At 53.3% G+C, this 24,806-nt stretch carries 16 protein-coding genes; 9 read left to right on the top strand and 7 right to left on the bottom strand.

What is annotated here, in order from left to right; genetic code table 11:
• The first annotated feature begins 271 nt into the window (after window positions 1-271).
• The 3 genes from ACQ66Q_RS19560 to corA all read left to right on the top strand — a co-directional run bounded on the left by ACQ66Q_RS19560 (window position 272) and on the right by corA (window position 7,094).
• A complete protein-coding gene (locus ACQ66Q_RS19560) occupies window positions 272-2,971 on the top strand; it encodes a hypothetical protein (protein WP_430458324.1) in 2,700 nt (899 codons plus the stop codon).
• 133 nt (window positions 2,972-3,104) lie between these two features.
• Entirely contained in the window at window positions 3,105-5,807 is a 2,703-nt protein-coding gene (locus tag ACQ66Q_RS19555; protein ID WP_430458323.1) for a TonB-dependent receptor domain-containing protein, read from the top strand.
• Between the two features lie 342 nt (window positions 5,808-6,149).
• On the top strand, window positions 6,150-7,094 hold the full coding sequence (corA, locus tag ACQ66Q_RS19550) for a magnesium/cobalt transporter CorA (RefSeq protein ID WP_430458322.1): 945 nt from the start codon (window positions 6,150-6,152) through the stop codon (window positions 7,092-7,094).
• Window positions 7,095-7,140: 46 nt separating this feature from the next.
• Here the strand turns inward: corA and ACQ66Q_RS19545 are convergent, their stop codons facing one another.
• Both ACQ66Q_RS19545 and ACQ66Q_RS19540 read right to left on the bottom strand, forming a co-directional pair.
• Window positions 7,141-8,055, bottom strand: coding sequence for a porin (locus tag ACQ66Q_RS19545; protein WP_430458321.1), 915 nt, complete (start codon window positions 8,053-8,055; stop codon window positions 7,141-7,143).
• Between the two features lie 213 nt (window positions 8,056-8,268).
• Window positions 8,269-10,035, bottom strand: a complete 1,767-nt coding sequence (locus ACQ66Q_RS19540) for a phosphoethanolamine transferase (protein ID WP_430458320.1) — start codon at window positions 10,033-10,035, stop codon at window positions 8,269-8,271.
• A 256-nt stretch (window positions 10,036-10,291) separates the two neighbouring features.
• Between ACQ66Q_RS19540 and ACQ66Q_RS19535 the strand changes: the two genes are divergently transcribed.
• Window positions 10,292-11,002: a SapC family protein gene (locus ACQ66Q_RS19535; RefSeq protein ID WP_430458319.1), complete on the top strand. Its 711-nt coding sequence runs from the start codon at window positions 10,292-10,294 to the stop codon at window positions 11,000-11,002.
• Window positions 11,003-11,106: 104 nt separating this feature from the next.
• Here the strand turns inward: ACQ66Q_RS19535 and ACQ66Q_RS19530 are convergent, their stop codons facing one another.
• Window positions 11,107-12,891 (bottom strand): 7TM diverse intracellular signaling domain-containing protein, encoded by a 1,785-nt coding sequence (locus ACQ66Q_RS19530; RefSeq protein ID WP_430458318.1) that lies wholly within the window; start codon window positions 12,889-12,891, stop codon window positions 11,107-11,109.
• A 384-nt stretch (window positions 12,892-13,275) separates the two neighbouring features.
• Window positions 13,276-13,914 carry a TetR/AcrR family transcriptional regulator gene (locus ACQ66Q_RS19525; protein ID WP_430458317.1) on the bottom strand — a complete coding sequence of 213 codons (639 nt, stop codon included), beginning with the start codon at window positions 13,912-13,914 and terminating at the stop codon, window positions 13,276-13,278.
• Between the two features lie 374 nt (window positions 13,915-14,288).
• Between ACQ66Q_RS19525 and ACQ66Q_RS19520 the strand changes: the two genes are divergently transcribed.
• From ACQ66Q_RS19520 to ACQ66Q_RS19510, 3 genes are read left to right on the top strand one after another with little or no spacing between them, the layout of a single operon-like run.
• Window positions 14,289-15,554, top strand: coding sequence for an efflux RND transporter periplasmic adaptor subunit (locus ACQ66Q_RS19520; protein WP_430458316.1), 1,266 nt, complete (start codon window positions 14,289-14,291; stop codon window positions 15,552-15,554).
• 21 nt (window positions 15,555-15,575) lie between these two features.
• Window positions 15,576-18,755, top strand: a complete 3,180-nt coding sequence (locus tag ACQ66Q_RS19515; protein WP_430458315.1) for an efflux RND transporter permease subunit — start codon at window positions 15,576-15,578, stop codon at window positions 18,753-18,755.
• Window positions 18,748-20,100: a TolC family protein gene (locus tag ACQ66Q_RS19510; protein ID WP_430458314.1), complete on the top strand. Its 1,353-nt coding sequence runs from the start codon at window positions 18,748-18,750 to the stop codon at window positions 20,098-20,100. Before ACQ66Q_RS19515 ends, ACQ66Q_RS19510 begins: the two co-directional genes overlap by 8 nt.
• Here ACQ66Q_RS19510 and ACQ66Q_RS19505 read toward each other — a convergent pair.
• Together ACQ66Q_RS19505 and ACQ66Q_RS19500 are read right to left on the bottom strand one after the other, a co-directional pair.
• Entirely contained in the window at window positions 20,095-20,856 is a 762-nt protein-coding gene (locus tag ACQ66Q_RS19505; protein WP_430458313.1) for a substrate-binding periplasmic protein, read from the bottom strand. The genes ACQ66Q_RS19510 and ACQ66Q_RS19505 overlap by 6 nt on opposite strands.
• A gap of 58 nt (window positions 20,857-20,914) precedes the next feature.
• Complete coding sequence (locus tag ACQ66Q_RS19500) at window positions 20,915-21,256, bottom strand: hypothetical protein (protein ID WP_430458312.1); 342 nt, start codon at window positions 21,254-21,256, stop codon at window positions 20,915-20,917.
• 232 nt (window positions 21,257-21,488) lie between these two features.
• On the opposite strand from ACQ66Q_RS19500, the gene ACQ66Q_RS19495 reads away from it, so the two are divergent.
• Together ACQ66Q_RS19495 and ACQ66Q_RS19490 are read left to right on the top strand one after the other, a co-directional pair.
• Complete coding sequence (locus ACQ66Q_RS19495; RefSeq protein WP_430458311.1) at window positions 21,489-22,427, top strand: PfkB family carbohydrate kinase; 939 nt, start codon at window positions 21,489-21,491, stop codon at window positions 22,425-22,427.
• Between the two features lie 72 nt (window positions 22,428-22,499).
• Window positions 22,500-22,883 (top strand): potassium channel family protein, encoded by a 384-nt coding sequence (locus ACQ66Q_RS19490; RefSeq protein WP_377240807.1) that lies wholly within the window; start codon window positions 22,500-22,502, stop codon window positions 22,881-22,883.
• 34 nt (window positions 22,884-22,917) lie between these two features.
• Here the strand turns inward: ACQ66Q_RS19490 and ACQ66Q_RS19485 are convergent, their stop codons facing one another.
• Window positions 22,918-24,615 carry an alkaline phosphatase D family protein gene (locus tag ACQ66Q_RS19485; RefSeq protein ID WP_430458310.1) on the bottom strand — a complete coding sequence of 566 codons (1,698 nt, stop codon included), beginning with the start codon at window positions 24,613-24,615 and terminating at the stop codon, window positions 22,918-22,920.
• Window positions 24,616-24,806: the final 191 nt, after the last annotated feature.

Genomic DNA, 24,806 nt, shown 5'->3' with positions numbered 1-24,806 from the left:
ACTCGTTTGCATACATGACAGCCGTATGCTGTTTTTGCGACGCACTTCGCTGCGGCAGCGCAAACCACGGCGACAAAATATTACGAACCGGGAAGACAGTTCCGTGACTTTTTTATGAAGTATTTTTGACAACCCCCACGCTAGCAGGCGTCATTGCTGGACTTGGGGCTACTGTCATCTGCCTGCCAACATTCTGTCATAAAACAGTCACGCCCGAGATTTACCGTCTGTGCAGTTTTTTTACTGACCCACTGCATCGACGGAGATTAAGATGGCATTCGGCAAGATTTTAAAGTTAAGCGCAATTTCTACTGCTTTGTTCCTGGCTGGTTGTGGCGGCGGTGACATTGTGATTAGCACTGGCGCTGGCGGAACCACTCCTACTACACCAACTACACCAACTACGCCAATCAGCAAATGCCCGAGCTTTGCCAAAGAAGGCGCAGCAGTCGGTGGCATCAGCAAAACGATTTGTGAAGTCACCGGCACGCTGACCGCCGACGCGACTTTCACTTCAGGTATCGTTTGGGCTTTAAGCGGTAAAGTACAAGTCGGTAACGACAACGCCAACAGCGCAACGCTGACGATTGAACCAGGCACCACTGTGTTCGGTAAATCAGGCGCCGATTTCTTAGTAGTCGCCCGTGGTTCGAAAATCAGTGCCGTTGGTTCAGCCAACGCCCCTATCGTGTTCACTTCTGTCAACGACATGATTGGCACAGCCAATGATGCTTCTGCCGGCCAATGGGGCGGTATCGTTCTGCTGGGTAAAGCACCAACCAACAAGTGTGACGCAGCTGCACTGGCCACTTGTAAAATTGAAGCTGAAGGTAACGCCGGCCCATACGGTGGCGACCGTCCAACGGACAGCAGCGGGATCCTGAAATTTGTGCAGGTGAAATACGCGGGTTATGAAGTAATCAAAGATAACGAATTAAACGGTGTGACTTTCGCCGGCGTTGGTTCTGGCACTGTGGTTGATTACCTGCAAGTGCATAATAACTCAGACGATGGTGTTGAATTCTTCGGCGGTAACGTTGATGTCAAACACTTAGTGCTGACCGGTAACCGTGACGATTCACTGGATTGGGCTGATGGCTGGACTGGTCGTGTACAACATGTGCTGATCCGTCACAATCCGAACAATCTGGAAGCCAACCGCGCGATTGAAGCGGACAACCAGTCTTCTAAATTTGACGCTGCGCCGGTATCTAAACCACGTATTTCCAACATGACTATTATCGGTAACGCCTTTACTTCAGCGGCCGCCGATTCTGAAGGTATCCTGCTGCGCGCCGGTACCGCCGGTGAGATTTACAACACCATCATCACCGGACCAAAAGGCATGGGTGAGTGTTTTGAAATCGAAACGCCAGAATCCGTTGCCAATGCTAACAACGGCAAAATTATCTTCCGTAACTCTATCGTGAACTGCCCGGAAAACTTCAAATCGCCAAAAGACGCTGCCGGCAACACGCTGTTAGACGTAGCGAAATGGTTTGCCGCACAACCAGGCAACAGCGTAGCTGACCCGTTATTAGGCGGTTACATGCCAGCTGCAACTTCACCTGCGCTGGGCAAAGGCTACAACATGCAGAACTTTGTTGACCCATGGTTCGACAATACCAACTACATCGGCGCTTTTGATGGTGCAACGGACTGGACCAAAGGCTGGACGCACGGTTTACACGCCAGCAATGCAGCACTGACCGCTTGCCCGGCTGGTACTTCAGAAGTCGCGTCACTGACCGGCAAACTGAACTGTGAAGTCAAAGGTACTCTGACCAGCAACGTGGCATTAAAAGCCGGTGCTGATTACGTGTTAAACGGCAAAGTGACTGTCGGTGGCGACAATACAACGCCAGCAACACTGAGCATTGACCCGGGCGTGCGGATTTACGGCAAATCAGGTTCTGACTATCTGGTTGTCGCCCGCGGTAGCAAAATCATGGCTGAAGGCTCACCAACAGCACCAATCGTGTTCACTTCACTGCAAGACGTGATTGGCTCAGCCACCCGCGCCGGCCAATGGGGCGGTATCGTGGTACTGGGTAACGCACCAAGCAACAAGTGTGACCAGGCAGCAACGGCTTGCTCTATCGAAGCGGAAGGTAACGCCGGTCCATACGGTGGTTACAAAGCTGATGATAACTCTGGTGTAATCAAATACGTGCAAATCCGTAATGCGGGTTATGAAGTCATCAAGGACAACGAGCTGAACGGTCTGACTCTGGCTGGCGTTGGTAAAGGCACTGTGGTTGACCACATCCAAATCCACAAAAACCTCGACGACGGTCTGGAACTGTTCGGCGGTACTGTCAACGTGAAATATGTGGTGTTGACCGGTAACGAAGACGATTCACTGGACTGGACTGACGGCTGGAACGGTAAAGCGCAGTTCCTGCTGGTCAAACACGATGCAGCAAACACGGTAACCAACCGCGGTATCGAAGCAGACAACCAGTCAACGAATTTTTCTGCGACGCCACTGTCTGAGCCGACGGTTGCCAACATGACCATCATCGGTAACACCTTTAAGTCTGCCGATATGGATTCTGAAGGCATCCTGCTGCGCGCTGGTACTTCTGCCAAGCTGCACAACATCCTGATTGCAGGTCCAAAAACTGACACTGGCGCCATGGGCGAGTGTCTGGAAATTGAATCAACGCAATCTCAGGCCTTAGCAGCCAGCGCCAAACTGGTGATGACGCACTCAGTACTGGGTTGCCCGGAACCGTTTAAAGGCACCGTATCGCCAACTATGACAGTCAAACAATGGTTTGAAGGTCAGCAAGGCAATAAAACTGCCGCAGACCAAGCTGCAGTGCTGAACGGTCTTTACACCATCGACACGACAGCAGCCAAAGATATGGCCGCAGTCGACAGCTTCTTCACCAAGACCACCTTTGTCGGCGCCATGGATGCGGCCAATGACTGGACCAAAGGCTGGACCACTGGTTTAGGCAACTAAGCATGAAAAACAGCCGGCTTTTGAGTAATCAAAAGCCGGCTTTGTGCTGACGAAGACTTTTGTGAAGAACCCGGCAATGACCGGGCAGATAAAAACTCAGGCTGGAATTCGCAGCCGACAGGATTCAGAAAAAATGAGCAGCTTGCACCCATTTGGCCCATTTCATTTAAACCGCAACCGCGTCACCCGCGCAGTTCTGCTGGCCCTGAGCGCCAGTACTGCCCTGCCGCTGACTGCGGTTGTTGCACAGGAAGCCGCAGCACCGGCAGTAACAAGCCCGGCGCCAGCCAGCGACACTCAGGCCGTAGAACGGATCAACGTGTCCGGCCGTCTGTTAAGCTCAGCTGCCGCCACTGCCGAAGAACGTCGTCAGCAACCATTTGTCGCTGAGTTGCTGGGTATGGACCAAATCTCCCGCGCCGGTGACGGTAGCGCAGCCGCAGCACTGCGCCGCGTGACAGGTCTGACGCTGGTCAAAGATAAGTTTATTTATGTGCGTGGCCTCGGTGAGCGTTACTCATCCACGTTACTGAACGGCGCGCAGGTGCCAAGCCCGGATCCGACGCGTAACGTTGTGCCAATGGATATGTTCCCGGCCGGTATCATCGAAAGTATGGTGGTGCAGAAGTCGTATTCGCCGGAATTACCAGCCGCTTTTGGTGGTGGTAACATCAATATCCGCACCAGCAGTATCCCGCTGGAACAAGTGTTCAGTTTCTCAGTTGGTACTGAATACAACAGCCTCAGCAGTGACAAAGGCCTTGATTATACCGGCGGTGGCGATGACTGGCGTGGTCGTGATGACGGCACCCGCAGTCTGTCGGAGCCATTCCGTGACGCAGTGGCCAAATATGGCTCACTGGATTTAGTCACTATTGCACAAGGCCTTGGTGGCGTCAGCGCCGACAATCTGGCAAAAGCTGAGCTGATTAACCGCAATCTGGGTCTGGAAATGAATCGCCAGCTCGATGTGAATGAGAAAAGCTTAGGCCCGGCCTATGATGCCAGCATGTCCTGGGGTAACCGTTTTGATATCGGTGAGCGCGTGTTTGGTGTGATGGCGGGTGTCAGCTACGACCAGTCCAGCGAAAACAGCAAAGATCAGGAACGTTATTATTCCATCACGACCGGCACTGAGTTAACGCCGCTGAATCGTTACGATAACATCCTGCGTACCGAGCATCAGGTTAAATTGTCCGGCATGCTGAACTTTGGTTTTGAGTGGGACAACAATCACCGCTTTGAAACCTCCAGCATCTACCTGCAGGACACTAAAGATCGGATCAAACGCAAAATTGGTGACTCGATTGAGACCATCAACGAAGCAAACCGTGAAAACGAATTTTATAACATTCTGTATGAAGAGCGCTCCATGCTCAGCAACCAGATCCGCGGTAAACATACGCTGGATTGGGCAGGCGACCTGAATATTGACTGGCAATACACCGACGCTAAAGCTGAACGCAGTGCGCCGGGCGAAGTGGAATATCTGTATGTCCGCAGCCTGGATGATGCCGGTAAACTACAGAGCAAAACGATGCGTCGCAGCGACAACGCGGTGATTTATCAGTTTGGCGACATGCAAGACAATACTGAAAACGTCAGCTGGAACGCCAAGTACCCAGTGTCGACCGAAAAAACCGAATGGACGTTTAGCACTGGTTACAGCTACTTCGAACGTCAGCGTGACGCCAGTACTGCGCGTTACAAGTTTGATACCCGTGGTTTCTCCAACGACGACCTGAGTCTGGCGTATAGCCAGGTGTTTGCCGATGCCAATATCCAGAACGCCGCCAAGCGCTTCCAAATCTCTGATGTGACGGGCGATGCGGACGATTACAAAGCGGCTCAGATGATTGATGCGGCTTATGTCTCGATGGAAGCGACTTATGACTACACCTGGCGCGTCAATCTGGGTGTGCGTTATGAAGATTTCCGTCAGGTCTCTATCCCGCTGAACCCGTCAACCGGCGCGGTGCAGGGTGATATCACCAAGATGCCGATCCAGGAAGATGACCTGTATCCGGCCCTCTCGGTAACCTGGATGCGTACCGAAGAAACGCAACTGCGCTTTGGTTTCAGTGAAACCGTGGTTCGTCCTGACTTACGTGAAGTGACGCCGGTGTTGTTTATCGACCCGATCACTGACTTTAAAGTAATGGGCTTTGCCGACCTGAAGAGTACCGATATCAAAGGCTACGACATGCGGTTTGAATCCTATCTGGATTCGGGCAGCAATTACAGCATCGGTGTGTTCTACAAAGATATGATCAACCCGATTGAGGCCATTGAACTGAAAGGCTCAGACGGCAACCTGCTGATGTCATTCCGTAACGCCTTAGCCGGTGAAGTCTACGGTGTTGAAGCAGAAATGCTGCAAAAGCTGGACATGTTCGAAGGCAGTTTTGGCCAGTTTGTTGATAACTTCTTTATCAACACCAACCTGACGCTGAGCAAATCAGAAATCGAAATGCAGGCGCTCGGCGAGTCAAACCTGACCAACCTGGTACGGCCATTGACCGGTCACAGTAAAAACGTGGTGAACTTCCAGCTCGGTTACGATTCCGACAATGAAGACCATACGGCTACTCTGACTTATAACGTGTTTGGCAAACGGATCGCCTTCGCCGGTATTGATGGCAAAGATGATGCGTATGAACAGCCGTTCCACTCGCTCGATTTCACTTACAGCTACACAGTGCTGCCGGAAGGTAACCTGAAGTTCTCGGTGAAAAACCTGCTGAACGAAGAAACAGAAATTCTGCAACAAGGCGAAATTCTGCAAAAACGTGAAGAAGGTGTCAGCGTCGGTTTAAGTTACAGCCAGAAGTTCTGATAAAGCCCTTTAGGGTTGCACCACAACGGTTGGAGAACCGCGGACGCTGGCATGGATTGCCACTCCGCGGTTCTGTTTTTTTAACAGGTTTCCCCTGCTGTTCTGACCAGCTTTACCTTGACCAGACCGGTACGGGTTCTTTAAGATCAACCTAACTTATTGCCAGAGGCTGCATTTCCTTGGACATACCCAGTCGACCTTCTTTGTTGTAATTCAGTCTGCCGCCTCTTCCTGTCTTGTTTAGCCAGGTCAGTTGCAGTCTGACCGGCCTGTTGCCACCGCAAAGTATTTTCTCGCACTGTGTCATCCATAGGACCTCGTCTTTTTACCGGGAGTCACCTGATGCTGCGGATCTTCACCGTACAACAACAAAAACTGGCACGGCTCGAACTGCAAAGTGCTGAGCAGGTGCAGCAGGCGATTTGGCTCGATTTACAGGAGCCGGATGAAGCCGAGCGTAGTTTCATTAGCGACCAGTTTGGTCAACAACTCGCGCTCAGGGCTGAACTGGACGATATCGAAGCGTCAGCGCGTTTTTTCGAAGACGAAGACGGCCTGCACGTCCACTCGTTGTTTTTTTATCAGGAAGACCGCGCTGCGACTACCACTGTGGCATTTACCATTCGCGATGGCCGGCTGTTTACCCTGCGCGAACGCGAGTTGCCGGTGTTCCGTCTGTACCGGATGCGCGCACGTAATGCGCATTTGCAAAGCAGTAATGCGTTTGAGCTGTTACTGGATTTGTTTGAAGTGAAAATTGAACAATTAGCCGACAGCATCGAAGAGATTTCGCTGGCGCTCGAAGCCATTAGTCAGGTGATTTTGCAGGGCAAACAGAATGAAGCCTTTCAGGAATCGCTGTCTAAATTGACCGAACTGGAAGATATGAGCTGGAAAGTGCGGCTGTGCCTGATGGATACCCAAAGGGCTATCAGCTTTTTATTACGCAAAGCCCGTTTACCGGCCGATCAGCTGGAGCAGGCGCGTGACGTGTTACGCGACGTGGAATCTCTGCTGCCGCACAATGAATCCTTCTCGCAACGCGTTAACTTTCTGCTGCAATCAGCGATGGGTTTTATCAACATCGAGCAAAACCGCATCATCAAAATCTTCTCGGTCGTCTCGGTGATTTTTCTACCGCCGACACTGGTGGCCAGCAGCTATGGCATGAACTTCGCGCATATGCCGGAATTAAACCTGCAATTTGGTTATCCACTAGCGCTTGGCTTAATGCTGATAGCCGGCCTCACGCCTTATCTGTTTTTTAAGCGAAAGGGTTGGCTCTGAAAACAAAAAACCGGCAAATGCCGGTTTTTTGTTGTTGATGAGAGCATCAGAACTTATGTTCGATACCAATCGCCAGATAATCGGTATCGGCTTTGTTATAGAAATCAAAGCTGCTGTACCAGGCGAATAATTTCGTCTCTTTACCGAGTTTGTAATCAGTACCCAGGCTATAACCGTCGTGGTCTTCCAGCGTTTGGTACTGTGCTTTCACTTCAAACTTATCCAGTGGATAAGCTGCGTTCAGCAGATAACCATCTTCTTTTTTGCCGCCTGCCATCACTTCCTGTTGATGTAAACCAGCACCCAGTTTGATTTTCGCAACTTTGCCTTGCACAAACACGCGGCTGCTATCGTAACCATTCACATCGTTGTCCATAGACACTGAAGCGAACAGCGGGCTGTCTTTCAAGCCGTCATCGCCGTACATCAGTGCAACAGATTGACCATCCTGACCTTTTTCTGAGTCTTCCATAATGTGGCTGACCATCAGCGAGAAACCGGCAAACTTCGGCGTGATATAAGCCAAAGAATTGTTCATGCGGTTTTCGCCTTTCCACAGCGTTTTAATGTCGGCTTCGTAGTCGTTAAACAGGTCCATTTTGCCTTGCGACAGCTTTAATGCGGTGTCGTTGCGGCCGGCTTTAATGGTCCCGAAACTACCTGTTAAACCAATAAACTGGTCACGGCCTTTGATATTCTTTTCGTTCGCTTCGTCGGTCAGGTCCACTTCCCATTCCAGCTGATAAATCAGCGTCAGGTCGTTTTCCAGTTTGTAGTCACCTTTGACGCCAAAGCGCGAAGCATTGCTTTTTAATTCGGAGAACTGACCGGCGCCATCATCTGAGCTTTGCGCCGACACGTTAATTTTACCATAAACGGTCAGTGGATCAGCCTGCACAGTGCTTGCAGCACCGAACAGACCCAACAACACGGCAGCGGCCACAACTTTTTTTGCGAACATGGTTAAATCCTTCTTTTTTATGAAGAACGGCATTCTTGCAACAGAATGGCTTCAGTATAAACAGCGCCAGCAATTTGCAAGGGATGCGCGTGTAAAAACAGGTGTTTTTATGACGCAATGACAGTTTCATGAACTTATTAAGTATTTTTCATGGCGTTGTCATGTCGGTTGGATGGCTATTTTATGGCTTATTTATGACACCTTCATGACAAGCTATTTATTGTCACTCGTATTAGTACTGGTCTGACCCTGCGGCAATAACCGGCACTGCCCGCTTTTCGCCGCCCGATCAAAATCGATACCAGTCCAGAGCTTGCGCGATTGTGGCCTGAAAGCCGGATCGGCGAAGCTCATGGCTGTTTGCTGAGACGGATAGTGAATGTCAGCTAGTTGCAACATGGTATGGAATGTCTGGCTGGTCAGCAGCGGCAACTGTGCGGCTTTATTCAGCTGTTGGGTTTTCTGTGGAAACTGTTTACTGAATAGTTCCGACCCCCACCACAGCGCCCCGACACGATAATCAAATTCAGTGTTATGGCCATGACCGCTTTTATCGCAGTTGCCATCAAAGATGTTTTCGCCATGATCGGAAACCAGCAACAAACTGGCAATAGCCTGCTGCGACTGCAATTGTTTGATAAGGCCGGACACAACAAAATCGGTATAGAGCACCGTATTGTCATAGGCGTTATTCAATAGTTCGCGGTTGGCGCGGTCATGCATGCCTATTTTCTGGCCTTTGCCCGAGGGCAAAAACCGGTCAAACTCCGGCGGATAGCGATCGGTATAACTGAAATGACTACCGAGCGTATGCAATACAATCAACTGCTTTTGCTCGTTGCGCGCTAGGACCCGCTGGAAAGCATCCAACAACACCGCGTCGTAAAAGCCTTCTTTTTTATATCCGACCGGATTCAGATACTGCACTTCATCGGCTTCGCTGGCATGCAAAGCGACCGAGGAGTCGTGCACGCCGAGTGGGCTTTGTGTCGATAACCAATAAGTACGAAACCCTGCTTCAGTAAAAGCCGCAACCAGTGATTTTTCATTGAAAAAATAGCTGTGGTCTGCGGCTGTTTTACGCGAAATAATCACCGGCACCGACATCCGCGTCCAGGCCCAGGGACTGATCATATCCTTAAAGCTGACCACACCCGGGATGCTGGCCAACTCAGGCGTGGTGGCACGCGGGTAGCCATTGAGCTGCAGCCGGTCTGGCCGCAACGTTTCGCCAATCACCAGCACATAGATTTGCCGGTCGCCCAACACTTCTGGCTGGGCAGCACCGAAACGAAAGTCACGGCTTTGTGCGGCAACTGCACTCAGCGCTTGTTGTTGTACCCGATATTCGTTGCCGGCCAACAGCAGATTGAGCGGAAAACTCTGGTAAAACAGGTTATGACTTTGTGGTAAAGGTCGCCGGCTCAGCGCCGTCTGAGTCGCGTCAGCCTGCTGCACCACCGGATAGTCGATGGCGTACTGACGTTCCTGCAGCACGACCCAACCCACACCAACTACTGCGCAGCTCCAAATCACCGGCCGCAGATAGCGGGGCCAATACAGCTGTGCCGCGAACAGCACACTGCTGGTCAGGCCAAATAACAATAAAATGCCTAACAAGGCCGCAAACAACAGCCAGCCAATGCCGGACAAGTAGCCGGCGGCTTCGGCCAAATCAGTTTCGGCAATAATTGCCATCGCGTGCGCATCGGTGGCTTTGCCGTAGGTCAGCTGATAAAACCATTCCTGTGGTACTAACAGTGCTAAAGGCAACCACAACCATATTGAACGACCGAACGAGCGCTGCAGCGACAACAGCACTAACAGCAACAGCACTGCCGGCAGCATACCGAGCCGCAGCCAGGGCCCAAGGTCCTGCCCGCGTTGCAGTACCAGATACTGTGGCGATATCAACAGCAGCAACAAACACAGCAGCAATACAACGGCCAGTGGGCGGCTTTGCGGCAGTTTTTTTATCATCCGGTGCAATATCCTCGTTGCAGATCAGCGGCAGAATTGGCGCAAATCGGCGGCATTATTCATAAATTCAGCCTGTTACTCAACCAGTCTCGATAACAGCTGGCGAGCCATGCAAAGCACGTAACATTTTTCTGCTGAAGGGCGCTGGCATTCTGTCATATTTTTATAGTATGGTGCTCGCGACTTTATAAAAACCGGCCACCATGCGGATGCCCGTCAATGCTGGCCTCAGACAAGATCCAAAGGAAGTAGTAACATGCTCGCTCAACCAGTCGCTCTGACCCAGGACCAACACAAAGATCTGCGTATCCTGCCAAAATTCTCCGTTGAAATTCTGGAAAATCGCCATGTGGCGCCATTGATGCTGCAGGAATTCACCGCTGCTGCGCCATTCTATCCAATTTTCTTCTTAAAGGCCGGTGATGCCGACGTTTACAACCCGGTTGCAGTGTTTGGTCTGCAGGAAGCACAAAACCTGTTTTTAGAAAACGGCGAATGGAAAGGCGAATATGTCCCAGCCGGCATTCGTGCTTACCCGTTCACGCTGGCACAAGCGTCTGACGAGCAGTTGGTTCTGTGCGTGAACGAACAAGCGGACAATGTCAGCCGCACTGAAGGTCAGGCCTTGTTTGACGCTGAAGGCAAAGCCACTGAATTCTTTGATGGTATCAACAGCTTCTTCAAAGACTATATCGATGCTAACACTGTCAGCCGTAACATCCTGAACCAAATCACTGAGATGGGCCTGTTTAAAGCCGATGGTCTGCAATACCGCGACCTGGCCGGTAACGAGCGCCGCCTGAACGGTTTCCATGTCATTGACCGCGAAAAATTCGACGCGCTGAGCGATGAGCAATTCCTGCAACTGCGTAAGTTTGGTGTGTTACCGGCGATTTATGCCCATTTCACGTCACTGGAACGAATTGGCGTACTGATCGCCCGTTTACCGGCTGCTGCAGCAGTCTAATTGCGGATGATTGCATAAAAAAAGCGACTTCAGGTCGCTTTTTTGATCCGGCCAACTATTGAGGTTTATGCCATTCAGGTTTATACCACTCAGGTTTATGTCATTCAGGCATACTCACTGGCCAGCTGAACGCAATTTTTCCCGGCGGCTTTGGCGTCGTACATGGCGCGGTCTGCCGCATCGATCAGCGCTTCAGCCGGTGTTTCACCACCTGCACTGATCGCGACGCCGATGCTGACGCCGATACTGATTTGTTCAGTGCCATGATAAAACGGCAGCTGCATTTGTTTCAGCAGGCGTTGTGTTAACTGCACCAGCACAGCACCGCGACTGAGTCCTTCGCAGATCAACAAAAATTCATCGCCGCCAATCCGACAAATAACATCTGTTTCCCGCACCGCGTCGCGTAAACGCTCACTGGCCTCATACAACACTTTGTCGCCCACCAGATGACCAAGCTGGTCATTCACGGTTTTAAACCCATCGAGGTCCAGATACAACAAAGCAAGACTGCTGCGCTGGCGTTTGGCACGGGCTATCGCCTGATGCAGCTGCTGATACATCGCATTGCGATTTGCCAGGCCAGTCAGGGGGTCCGTGGTAGCGAGCAGCTGCAGGCGCACATTCATCGCTTCGAGTTCGGCGGTGCGCTCGGTCACTTTCTGTGCCAGTTGATTTTCGTGTTCACGCAGCTGCTGCACCAGTTGTTGCTGCGCGTCGAGCATTTGTTGCTGCGCCTGGCTGTGTTGCAATTTTAATTGGTTAAAACGCGCTGCCAGGCCAAAAGACACTAATAACATTTCCAGCGCCGACCCCAGCTGCATCGCGTGAATGGTGAAAAAATTTGACGGTAACAAGCCCAAATTGCGCAGTGACATCACAATTGTACCCAACAACAACATTGACCACGCCAGTGCAAACAACCGGGCACCAGGCGCACGGTTTAACACACTTTGGATCGCGCACAGCGTCAGCACCAGCACAATCAGGATGCCAATCAGCGACATCACAATCAGCGCCTGCTGCACCGTCATTACCAGCACAGCGAGCAGTGACGCTGCCATTAGCCACGCCATAGGCCGCAAGAATTTATCCCATAGCGGGCTGAATTGCGGTGTATCCAGAAAAGCACGGGTAAACAATACGGCCATCAGACTGGCACCGGTAAAACCCAGCGGTAACATGCGGTTCGATAACTCGGGCAGATCCGGCCACAGATAAATCGCGCCCAGTCCGTTTAACGATGCAGATCCGGCGCCAAAACACAGCACAAACAAGACATACCACAGGAAGACTTTTTCGCGCAGCACCATAAATAACAGCAGGTTATAACCAGCCAATGCCAGTAAAGCACCAAAATACAAGGCGGGCGTCAGGTAATTCTGCGCAGTACTCAACACAAAATCGTCGTCACTGAGCAGTTGATTTTGCAGGGTCATACTGCCCTGATTTTCCACCCGCAACCACAACGTAGTCGTATCGTTTTGGCTTAAATCTAATGGGAATACCGCCTGACGATGCACCAGTGCGCGCTGTTGCAGCGCCACCATATCGCCGCTTTGCATCTGCCGTACCCCTTGGCTGTCTTCCAGATACAGGGTTAGCTGGTCGAGCGAAGAATAGGTAAACAACCACCACCAGCGGCCAGAACGCTCTGGTGTGACCTTTAATAGTAGCCAAATGGCTCCTTGCCGGTAGCCATAACTGAGATCTTCGCGCAGCGGCATCTGAAAATCGGCCTGCGCTGCCCGCACTTGCTCGAACGTCAGCTGGCCTTGCGGATCAAGCAGTACCCGCACGTCCTGCTGCGTCTGACAACAATTGCTTCCCTGCAACAGCAACGGCTCTGCTACCGCGCTCCAGGTCAGCAACAATAGACAAAGACTCAACCATCTACCGCGCAACAATTCAGCCTCCGTACCGTGGTGCTAAAAACCTTGGTAATGACTGTACCTGCCCACTCCAGACCGGTCAATCAATGACTCAGCGGTAACGACACTGGCGTAGCAACTAACATTCAGGCAGCATAACCGGATGCTTTCGCGACAGAGCGACATGGTGATGAGAAACCGTTTTGGTTATGTTTTGGTCTTGCTGAGTGTCAGCCTGCTGCCAGAACTCGCTGCGGCGCCGGCGCATTGGTACAAATGGCAGAGCGTTAAGACCGGCAATTACATTTGCAAACAAACAGAACCGGGGCCCGGCTGGGTGCGTCACAGCGGGCCATATCTTGATGGGGGTTGTCGGAAATTACAAAAACCGCCGTGAGCGGGTTAACTTTGGCCGGCCGGAAAGGCTCTGAGTGCGGTGCGGGCAATATTATGTAACTGCTCAGCACAAGCCCCGTTGGTCGCCTGTACGGACAGGCCCTGTAATACAGTAATGATAAAACCGGCCAAGCCTTGCGGATCAGCATCGGCGGGCAAATCACCGCTGCTTTTAGCCTGTTCAAACCGTTGCACCAGCTGTTCAAAGCCGGCTTTACGCCGCGCAATCAACGCATCTTTCACCGACTGACCACTGTCACTGCAGGCCAAAGCCCCCTGCACCATCAGACAGCCCGGCGGATGCAGTGGATTACTGTGCTCAGCTGCCGCGCCCAATAAAATCCGTTCCGCCACCCGATACGCCGTTGGTTCCTGCATCGACGGATAGAAAAACGCGCTAGGCCGGTTTTCATAGCGTTCGATGGCTTTGAGAAATAACTGTTCTTTGTTACCAAAAGCCGCGTACAGGCTGGGTTTATTGATACCCATGGCTTCGGTCAGATCAGGCAAAGAAGCGCCTTCATAGCCCTTTTGCCAGAACACTTCGAGCGCTTTTTGCAGCGCAGTTTCCAAATCAAATGCACGCGGCCGGCCAACCGGCGCTGCGTTATTGCATGTGGTGCTGTTTAGTGTATTTGCACTCATCACTACCTCTGTGGCGGCCTCTGTAGCGACATAAAGCCGGGATCGCGGCCACCCTTCATCTGCATGGGCCAGAGAATAACGCAGCAGCCCGGCCGGGTAAACAGTCCGTCTGCACCGGACGTGCCGGCACGGCTGCGATGCTTATTCACTGACAGCTTTTTTTCTGCATATAACCCACAGAATCGCTGCCCTGCGAAAAAGTTCCAAAGATTCTTACCAATCAGTACAAAATTAAATTGACTCTGCGCCGCTTTTCTATATATTTACCGGTCAGTACATTATACCAATCAGTACAGAAGTCAAGCAATACAGACCTTCAAGCGGCATGGTGCCAAAACTCTCATGATACCGAACCTGATAAAGAGGAATTTCCGATGATGGCCAGACCCCAGTTAAGACTGCCCCGTCGCCTGCTGTTAACCAGCCTGGCAGCCTTAGTGCTTGCCGCCTGCCAGCCTGGCGCCCCAACTGCAAGTGGCCCGACCGCTGTGAAAGTCGATGTCGCTACAGTCCTCAGTCAGCAAATCAGCGAAACCGACGAATATACTGGCCGGTTACAGGCGCCGGAATCGGTGAGCCTGATGCCACGAGTGTCCGGTTATCTCGCTAAAGTACATTTCACTGAAGGTAGCAAAGTGGCCGCCGGTGATTTGTTATTCAGCCTCGATAACGCGCCATTTGCCGCCGAAGTGGCGCGCCTGAGTGCCAGTCAGGCCGAAGCCAAAAGCGCACTGGCGCTGGCTGAACGCGAATATCAGCGCGCGCTCAGCCTGAAAAAGCAAAATGCGATTGCCACAGAGTTACTCGACAGCCGCTTCAGCCGCTTTGAACAAGCCAAAGCGCAGCTCGCTGCTACCTCAGCTGCGTTGAAAAAAGCCGAGCTGGACTTGTCCTATACCGAGATCCGCGCACCGATCGCCGGCGTCGTCTCTAACGCTTTTATCACTGCCGGCAACTATGTCCATGCCGGTCAATCCGTGTTGACCAGTCTGGTATCCACCGGCCGCATTTACGCCTGGTTTGATGCCGACGAACAAAGCCTGTTGCGTTATCTCGGCCTCAACAGCGGTAGCGCCAGCCAGCTGCAGCAACAGCAGCGCCCAGTGTTACTGGCGTTAAGCGGCAGCACTGAATTCCGTCATCAGGGCACTATCGACTTTATCGACAACCAGCTCAATGCCGCCACTGGCACTATCCGCATCCGCGCCAATTTTGATAACAGTGATGCCAGCCTGCTGCCCGGTTTATTTGCCCGGCTGAAACTGACCGGCAGCGCGCCTTATCAGGCCGTGCTGGTCGACGACAAAGCCATCGGCACTGATTTATCCAACCGCTTTGTACTGGTTGTCGATAGCAAAGGCACCTTGCAATACCGCCCGGTGACGCTCGGCGAAAAAGCCGGTGGCCTGCGTATCATCAAAAATGGCCTGAAACCAGCCGAGCAAGTGGTCGTTAATGGTCTGCAACGGGTTCGTCCCGGTGTCGTGATTGAACCGAACCGGGTCGAAATGGCCACGACACAGCAGCTGGCCGTTCTTGCAACTGAACAACAATCCTTTCGCATCGCGCAGCAGCCGGCTTCCACCCAAGGAACCGGCAGCAGTAGCGCTAGCGTGAACGCAAGCGGCGCCGGTCAGTAACGGCTAGCCTCTGGGAGCATCATGATGTTATCGAATTATTTTTTACGCCGGCCGATATTCGCCGCCGTGCTGTCGCTGCTGTTTGTCATCAGCGGCGCCATTGCGGTCTGGCAACTGCCAATCACTGAATATCCGGAAGTAGTACCGCCAACTGTGGTGGTCACCGCCAGCTATCCGGGCGCGAACCCGAAAGTCATCGCTGACACAGTAGCAAGCCCACTCGAGCAGGAAATCAACGGCGTGGAAAACATGCTGTATATGTCCTCGCAGGCCACCAGTGATGGCCGCATGACGCTGACCATCACTTTTGCCATCGGCAGCGATATCGACAAAGCGCAGTCGCAGGTGCAGGCCCGCGTCGACCGTGCTAAACCACGCTTGCCGCAGGAAGTGCAGCGGCTTGGCATTGTCACGGAAAAATCCTCGCCGGATTTAACCATGGTGGTGCATTTAACCTCGCCGGATGACCGCTATGACATGCTGTATCTGTCGAACTATGCCGCGCAAAACATCAAAGATGAACTGGCGCGGATTGACGGTGTCGGTGCTGTACGCTTGTTTGGTGCCAGCGAATACAGCATGCGCGTCTGGTTAGATCCGAATAAAGTCGCCGCGCTGGGTCTTACGCCGCCGCAAATCGTCAATGCTATTCGCGAGCAGAACCAACAAGCTGCGGCCGGTAGTTTAGGCGCGCAACCGTCCGGTAGCAGCGAATTTCAGCTGCTGATTAATGTCAAAGGCCGGCTGACCTCCACCGAAGAATTCGGCAATATCATTATCAAAACCGGTGCCAATGGCGAACTCAGTTACCTCAAAGATGTGGCCCGGCTGGAACTGGGTGCCAGCTCTTATGCCCTGCGCTCTTTACTGGATAACAAAGACGCCATCGCGATCCCGGTGTTTCAGGCGTCTGGCTCCAATGCAATCCAAATTTCTGATGATGTGCGGGCGCGGATGGCTGAACTTTCACAGAATTTCCCGGAAGGGTTGAGCTACGACATCGTCTACGACCCGACCGTGTTTGTGCGCGGTTCAATTGAAGCGGTGGTGAAAACGCTGTTTGAAGCCATCTTATTGGTGGTGCTGGTGGTGGTGCTGTTCCTGCAAACCTGGCGTGCGTCGATTATCCCGCTGGTGGCGGTGCCGGTGTCATTGATTGGTACTTTTGCCTTTATGCACTTGTTTGGTTTTTCACTGAACGCACTGAGTTTATTTGGTCTGGTGCTGGCGATTGGTATTGTCGTCGACGATGCCATCGTCGTGGTGGAAAACGTTGAACGGAATATCGAAGCCGGTTTAAGCCCGCTCGCCGCTACCCAGCAGGCGATGAAAGAAGTGACAGGCCCTATTATTGCCACCACGCTGGTGCTGGCTGCTGTATTCGTGCCGACCGCCTTTATGACCGGTCTGACCGGCCAGTTCTATAAACAGTTTGCGCTGACCATCACCATTTCGACGGTGATTTCCGCACTGAACTCGCTGACGTTAAGCCCGGCTTTAGCAGCCCTGCTGTTAAAACCGCATGGCGCGGCGCCGGATAAACTGACAGTGCTGCTGGATAAGTTGTTTGGTCGTTTTGTGTTCCGACCCTTTAACCGCTTATTCGCCCGTGGCAGTGAGGGCTACGGCAGAGCTGTCCGTAAGATTATACGCTTTGGTGGACTGACCGGCGTGTTGTACCTCGGCCTGTTGGGTCTTACCGGTGGAATTTTTGCCAATACACCAACCGGTTATGTGCCACAGCAGGACAAACAATATCTGGTAGCTTTTGCCCAGTTACCGGACGCTGCCTCGCTGGAACGCACGGAAGCCGTGATTAAAAAGATGTCAGAAATTGCGCTGAAACATCCTGGTGTGGCGCATTCAGTGGCATTCCCGGGCTTGTCGATCAATGGTTTTACCAACAGCCCGAACGCCGGTATCGTGTTTACCCCGTTAAAAGACTTCAGTGAACGGCAGGATCCGTCGTTGTCTGCCGGCGCTATTGCTGCCGACTTAAACGCCCAGTTTGCAGGGATCCAGGACGCATTTATTGCGATCTTCCCGCCGCCACCGGTCCAGGGTTTGGGCACTATCGGCGGTTTCCGCCTGCAGCTCGAAGACAAAGCCAACCTCGGTTATGAAGAGCTGTACAAAGTGACGATGGCAGTACAAATGAAAGCCTGGCAAACGCCGGAACTGGCCGGGGTGTTCTCGGGATATCAGGTCAATGTACCGCAGCTGGATTTGGATGTTGACCGCGTTAAAGCCAAAGCACAGGGAGTGTCATTAGACGATTTGTTCGCGACGTTGCAGGGTTATCTGGGCGGTACTTATGCCAACGATTTCAACCAGTTTGGCCGCACATATCAGGTCAATGTGCAGGCGGACGAAGCCTTTCGGCAAGATCCGGCACAAATTGCCAACCTGAAAGTGAACAATCAACAAGGTGAGCTGGTGCCAATCGGCAGCTTCGTCAACGTCAATTACAGCGCAGGCCCGGACCGCGTCATGCATTACAACGGCTTTACCACCGCCGAAATTAACGGTGGTCCGGCGCCGGGTTACAGTAGTGGCGAAGCGCGCGCGGCCATTGAGAAAATTCTGGCCGAAACGCTGCCACCGGGTATCAGCTATGAATGGACTGAGCTGACTTATCAGCAAATTCTGGCCGGTCATGCCGAATATCTGGTGTTCCCGCTGGTGCTGTTGCTGGTGTTTATGGTGCTGGCTGCCTTGTATGAAAGCTTGCGTTTACCGCTCGCTATCCTGCTGATTGTGCCGATGACACTGTTATCCGCGATGATTGGCGTGTGGATTTTTGGCGGTGACAACAACATCTTCACCCAAATCGGTCTGATTGTGTTGGTCGGTCTTGCCACCAAAAACGCCATCCTGATTGTCGAATTTGCCCGCGAAAAACAACAGCATGGCATGACTGCGCTGCAGGCCGTGCAGGAAGCAGCGCGTTTACGTTTACGCCCAATTCTGATGACGTCTATTGCTTTTGTGATGGGTGTGGTGCCGCTGGTATTCAGTAGCGGTGCCGGCGAGGAAATGCGCCAGGCCATGGGCGTGGCAGTATTTGCCGGCATGATCGGTGTGACCTTGTTTGGTCTGCTGTTAACGCCACTGTTCTACACCATGCTGGCTGGCAAAAAACCAGCGCAGATCAGCGAAAATACCAACCTGCCAAACCATGCCGGGGTGACTCATGACTAAGCTGTTTCGTCTCTCTGCCATTGCCCTGCTGCTGAGTCTTGGCGGCTGTGTCAGCAGTGAATACCAGATCCCGGCTCAACTGACTGCCGAACAGCCATTGCCGGCACAATATCAGCTGGAAGCTGCGCCGGCGCGCTGGTGGCAGCAACTGAATGACCCGCAACTGATGACGCTGTTACAGCAGGCCGGTGCGCAAAACGCCAGCTTGCTGGCGGCCAGTGCCAATGTAAAACGCTATGCCGCGCTGCAAAGTGACGCCGCAGATAATGATCTGCCACAGCTCACCGCAGCGGCAGGCATGGAGCGCTCACAACAAGGCAAAGACGGCGTCGTTTCCAGCCGCTATCAACAAGGCGCCAGTCTCGCCTGGCAACTGGATTTATCCGGCGCGGTTGCGTTGGCAGCAGAAGCTGCGCAGCAAGATCGCGAAATCGCGCTGCTGCGCCTACAGGAAGTGCAACTGGCCGTGCTGACGCAGGTTGCCCGGCACTACGGCGACTGGCTCGGTGCCCAGCTGCAGATTGATGTGGCGCAGGCCAATCTGGCGAATCTGGCCAAGACCCGCACTATCGTGCAGGCGCAGCTCGATGCCGGCAGCGCTTCTGCACTGGAACTGACCCGGTTGCAGGCGCAGGTATATCAGGTTGAAGCCGGACTACCTGCGCTGTATCTGCAGCAGTCGCAGGCCCAGCTGGCACTGGCGGCACTGACCGCGCAAACGGAGGTGCAGCTGACCAAGCGCAGCCTGCCGCAATTCAGTCAGCCACTGGCGCTGTCGCAGTGGCAGGACGCGCTGACCAAACGACCGGATCTGGCGATTGCTGAACGGCAGCTCGCCAAAGCCCATACTCAACTGGCGATTGATAAAGCTGCCTGGTATCCGCAGTTGTCGCTGCAGGGTTTTCTTGGTTTTGTGTCACTTGGTAGTGTCAAAACCGGCAGCGACCAGCAAAGCTGGAGCCTGGCGCCGAGTCTGAGTCTGCCGGCGGCGGATCCGATGTCCGTAGCCGATCGCATCGACGCCAGCAGCGCTGGTACTGAAGTGGCGCTGCAGCAGTATCGTGCGCAGGTGTTTGCGGTGATGCGGGATGTGAAAGGCAGTCTGGACACTTACAATCAGGGCCGGCGCGCGCAGTTGCTGCAGCAGCAACAGTTGGCTGCCAGCGCAGAAGCAGTGCGGCTGACGCAATTGCGCTATCAAAGTGGCATGGCCGATTTTCTGCAATTGCTGGATGCTGAACGTGAGCTGCTGAGTGCCCGCGATCAGGCCGCAAGGCTCAGCCTCGCCAACTATCAGCATCTGGTGGGGTTGTATCAGGAATTCGCCGCCGGGCTGGTGTTATAGCCCTTTAGCTGCAGGCTGCACTCCGAGCTGCCAGCTGTATTTTTGCAACAGCGCTTTGAAATCGCCATGACTGGCGCGGGCGCTGATGTAATTATCTAACAGCTGGCGCTGCAACGGTTTTAAGCGCGGCGAATAGACACAATGCAATTGATAATGCGTCAGCTGCAGCTGTTGCAGCCGGTTCACCGGTAACAGGTAATGCGCCTCAATTTCTGACATCACCACAGTGTCTGCTTTGCCGGCAAGGAAGGCAGACGCTGCTTCTTCTGGCGATAAATAATCCTGTCGGGTTAACCGCCCAGCCCGGAATAACGGTTCCAGTTCCGGATACTTATATCCGCTGGTGGTCGCAACTACGGATTTTTGTTGCGCCAAGCTCTGTAGATCCTGCAATGGCCGATGACTCAGCAATACATCGGCATAAGCAAACAAAGGCGGGCTCCAGCGCAACAGTGGTTCGGGATACCAGGCCGGATTTGCCCGGCAATACACATCGGCGGCGCTTTTTAACAATGCGCCGGCGATATCAGCGCGGCGAAATGCTTTCAGTTGTAACTGCATGCCAAGCTGTTGACTCAGCTCGCGATAGATATCAATCAGATAACCAGAATCTGGCGTGGTGTCCGTACCGCGGATAAAGGCAGGAGGCGTAATAAAGTCACCGTAGACAGCAACGAGTGTCGCATCAGCCGCCTGAACCGGGCCGGTGATCAGGCAGGCGCCCAGCAATGCCAGAAATTTCACTTTTTTGCCCACAATAGCAATCCCTGTGGTTTTTTTGACCAGTCTACGCGCTGAAGAGCTGACTGACCAGTCAGATCTGTGGCTGTGCCCGACCTGCATTTTCACGGCGGCGATAGGTAGGATGTTTCACAGCACTCTGTCCGACCTGGAAGCGCTGACAGAAGAACTGCAGTACCGCATCCACGCTTAAACGGGCATAAGGTAAATGGTGCCGGGCAATCACGGCGGCACCGAGTTGGGTCAGGATTTGCTCCAGCGACTGGCCGGTTGGTTTGGGTAAACGATAAAGTTGAAATAGAAAATTGATAGCCGACACTGCATAAGAAGCGCCTGTCTGTACCCGGATCAATTGCAGCTCCTGTAAGCGGAAGCCAATGTCGCGGATACGTTGTAAGCGGAGGTGCTCGGTCATGATGCGGGTCCTTTATCAAACTGCAGATACCGCTGTATCGGGCATGGCCGGTCAAACTTGAGCGACATTCGTCACTCAATCTGGGGCATAGACTTTAATCCCAGCCAGATCAGCGAGTTAATTCTGAAATGGCAGAGACAGTGTGAACACAGGAAAAATATTTCTGGCCGCCCCTTTAATAACATCATGTGATTAATTAAGCTGTAGGTCTTATCTAGACGAGGAGAACAGCATGATTGCGGTGATTGGCGAAAACGTTATTGATATTTTTACAGAGGCGGATGGCCGTTTTATCGCGAAAACCGGCGGCTCTCCACTGAATCTGGCAATTGCCTGCGCGTTGCAGCAAGTGCCGGTCAGTTATCTGTCGCCGTTGTCTTCCGACGCGTTTGGCGATGCGTTTTTGCAGTTATTGCAGCAACGTGGCGTCACTGCCGGCTGGCCACAGCGTTCGGCCGCGCCCAGTTCACTGGCATTTGTCCGCATCGATGCCAATGGCCAGCCGAGTTACAGCTTATACCGCCAAGGTATTGCCGATCGTGATTACACGGCAGAACAACTGATTGCCGCACTGCCGGCGGACTGCCGGATTTTACATACCGGCTCGCTGGCATTAGAACCACAGGATGCTGGGAAATTAATGCCGGTGTTGCAGGCAGCGAAACAACGCGGCATTCGTCTCAGTGTTGATATCAATGTGCGTTTGCAGTTTGTCACCGATGTGGCAGCTTATCGCACGCACATTGAACAAGTGCTGCAGCTGGCTGACTATATCAAGGCCAGCGATGAAGATCTGGCGGCGCTCTACCCTGCGCTGGATCTGCAAAGTGCGGTCGACAAAGTCCGCGCACTGGCTCCAACCGCTTTGCTGGCGCTGACCTGTGGTGCCGAAGGGGCGACGCTATACCTCGGAACTCAGGCCATTGCACAAGCCGTGATCCAGCCTGAAATCTTCATCGACACCGTCGGTGCCGGCGATACCTTTTTTGCCAATCTGCTCGTGCAGCTGCTGCAGCTACACCCGGCTGGCGAGGCGCTGAGCACGCTGGATCTGACGCATTGCCGCAGTGCGCTGCAACGTGCTTGTCTGGCTGCCAGTCTGAATATCGCCAAAGCTGGCTGTGAACCGCCGGATAAAGTCAGTCTGGATCAGGCACTGGCTCAGCTATAAGCCTGGGTACTTGGTCGGGCACAAACTCTTTGTTATGCTGCGGTTAATACATAATATTTGGATCTGTGGTCGATGAAGAAGTTATTGATTTATATCGCAAACCGGCTGTGGCTTATTATCGGTTTGTATGCTGTCAGCCTGATTTTGGGTGCTGTGAGTTTTGCTGTCCTTGAACAAAAGTCCCTCGCCGACGGTCTGTGGTGGGCCACAGTGACGTCGTTGACGATTGGCTATGGCGACCTGACACCGGTCACTCCGGCCGGTCGCATTGTCGGGATTTTATTTGGCCACTTCTGGATTTTTATCGTGATCCCGATGATTGTCGCCAACATCATTATGCATCTGGTCGAAGACAAACATCTGTTCAGTGACGAAGAACAACGCGAGCTGATGCAGCGCTTAAAACGGATTGAAGCCAGACTGACTCAACAGGAACAGGACAATACCCGTTCCTGAAATCAGCCTGTTTACGTTCCTATTCTTGCGCCTGTCAGCGTTTAGCGATCTGCTGCTGATAAGGCGCCAGCCACTGCGCAGCTTGCACGTGGACAGACTCCAGCTGATGCCACTGTGCCAGACAAGCCTGTGCATTGATCTGCAGCAGCAAATAACCGCGGTGTGCCAGTTCGCACCACTGCAATTCATCAATCAGCTGAGGCAGAACGGTCGACAGTTCTGCCGCCTGCGCCGTATTCAGTTGCAAGTATTGCTCGATGCCTGGCGAAGAAACAGACGCGGTCGCCAGCTCCGTCGCGACATAATCGCCATTGCTGGTTTTCAGTTCACTGTGCCAGGCATTATGCGTATCACCGGCTAAGACAAGCACTTGCCGGCCACTGGCCCGCAACATCTGGTACAGCCGTTCACGCTCAACCGGGAACCCATCCCAGGCATCGAGGTTATAAGGCAAAGCACCCGCCAGCCGTTGTTGCTCCGTTTTGCTTAAACGGCCTGCAGGCCGTTGTTTCAGAGCCGCCAGTTCGCCCAGTTGTGTCGCCAGCGCCGGGCCAGGTTTGGCCAGCGCAGCCAGCGCTTCACCCGGTAATTCCATCCGCGCCATCAACACCTGCTGCGCCAGGACCTGCCAATGACAGCCGGATTGCTGTAAGCCTTGCGCCAGCCAATCAAATTGTGCGCTGCCAAGCAAGGTGCGGGCAGGATCCTGCACCGCTTTGACCATGGCCGCGACATCCAGTTGGCCATCACGCTGAAACTGCGGGAAATCCAGCCACTGGCTGCGGGCACAGACCCGGGTATCCAGCAGATAGAACTGGACTAAATCACCATAAGCGAGACTACGGTACAGCGGTTCGCCGCTATGGACCTGCGGCCGGATCGGCAGCCATTCGTAGTACGCCTGTAATGCGGCCAGTTTGCGTGCCTGGAAATCGCCTTCGGTGGCACTGTGGTTTTCGGCGCCGTCAGTCCAGGTGTCATTGGCAATTTCATGGTCATCCCAGACCAGTAAAAACGGATGGCGGCCGTGCAGTTGCTGCAGCGCCTGATCCGCGCGATAACAGGCGTAGCGACGACGATAGTCGTTTAAATTCAACAGTTCACACCGATTGTCCGGCGCATATAAACGGCCAAATTCCGCTGCCCGTTCCGTGGCATAGCCATCAGCGGCATATTCGTACAGGTAGTCACCGAGGTGGATCACCGCATCCAGATCCTGGCGTTCTGCCAGCTGCTGATACACATGAAAATAACCGGCCGGGTAATTACTGCAACTGACGACTGCAAAACGGGCTTCGGCTAATGAACCCTGCGGCAGGGTGCGGGTGCGTCCGACCGGCGAACTGACAGTGCCGGCGCGGAAACGATAATAATATGCGGTGCCGGCAACCAGACCTGCGGCGTCGACTTTGCAGCAATAATCCTGCTCTGCACGCGCAACACAATCTGCGGCCACCACTAACTGGCTGAAGGCGGCATCAGTGGCGACCTCAAGCCGAAGCGTCACTGTAGCCAGCGGCCCTGCCGGGGTGACACGGGTCCACAACACCACCCGGTCATGCAACGGATCACCGCTTGCCACGCCATGGTCAAAGCTCAGCGGAAATGCAGGTTCAGCGCTGGCAGCATTCGTTGCCCCCATACTGACGCAACCGCTGACCGTACTAAAACCGCCGGCCGCCGCCAACATGGCAGATACCCGTAAAAAATCGCGACGACTCCACTGCTTCATAACAAACTCCTGATTATTTTCCCAAGGGCGTGTTGACGTTTGGTGATTAAGTTTTGTTCGTTTCGGCCACCGCGTGGTGGTGGCGCTTTGGGCGCGAAACGAGGCGCGTGGCATAGTCATTCTATGTGAGCAACGAGTGAAGCTACCGCGTCCTGCTCTCGCCCCTGACCTGCATCCATGCAGGCCACAAA

Source organism: Rheinheimera sp. (genome assembly GCF_965283995.1).
In the GTDB taxonomy this organism is placed as follows: Bacteria; Pseudomonadota; Gammaproteobacteria; order Enterobacterales; family Alteromonadaceae; genus Pararheinheimera.
This window is presented reverse-complemented; position numbering and strand designations above follow the sequence as displayed.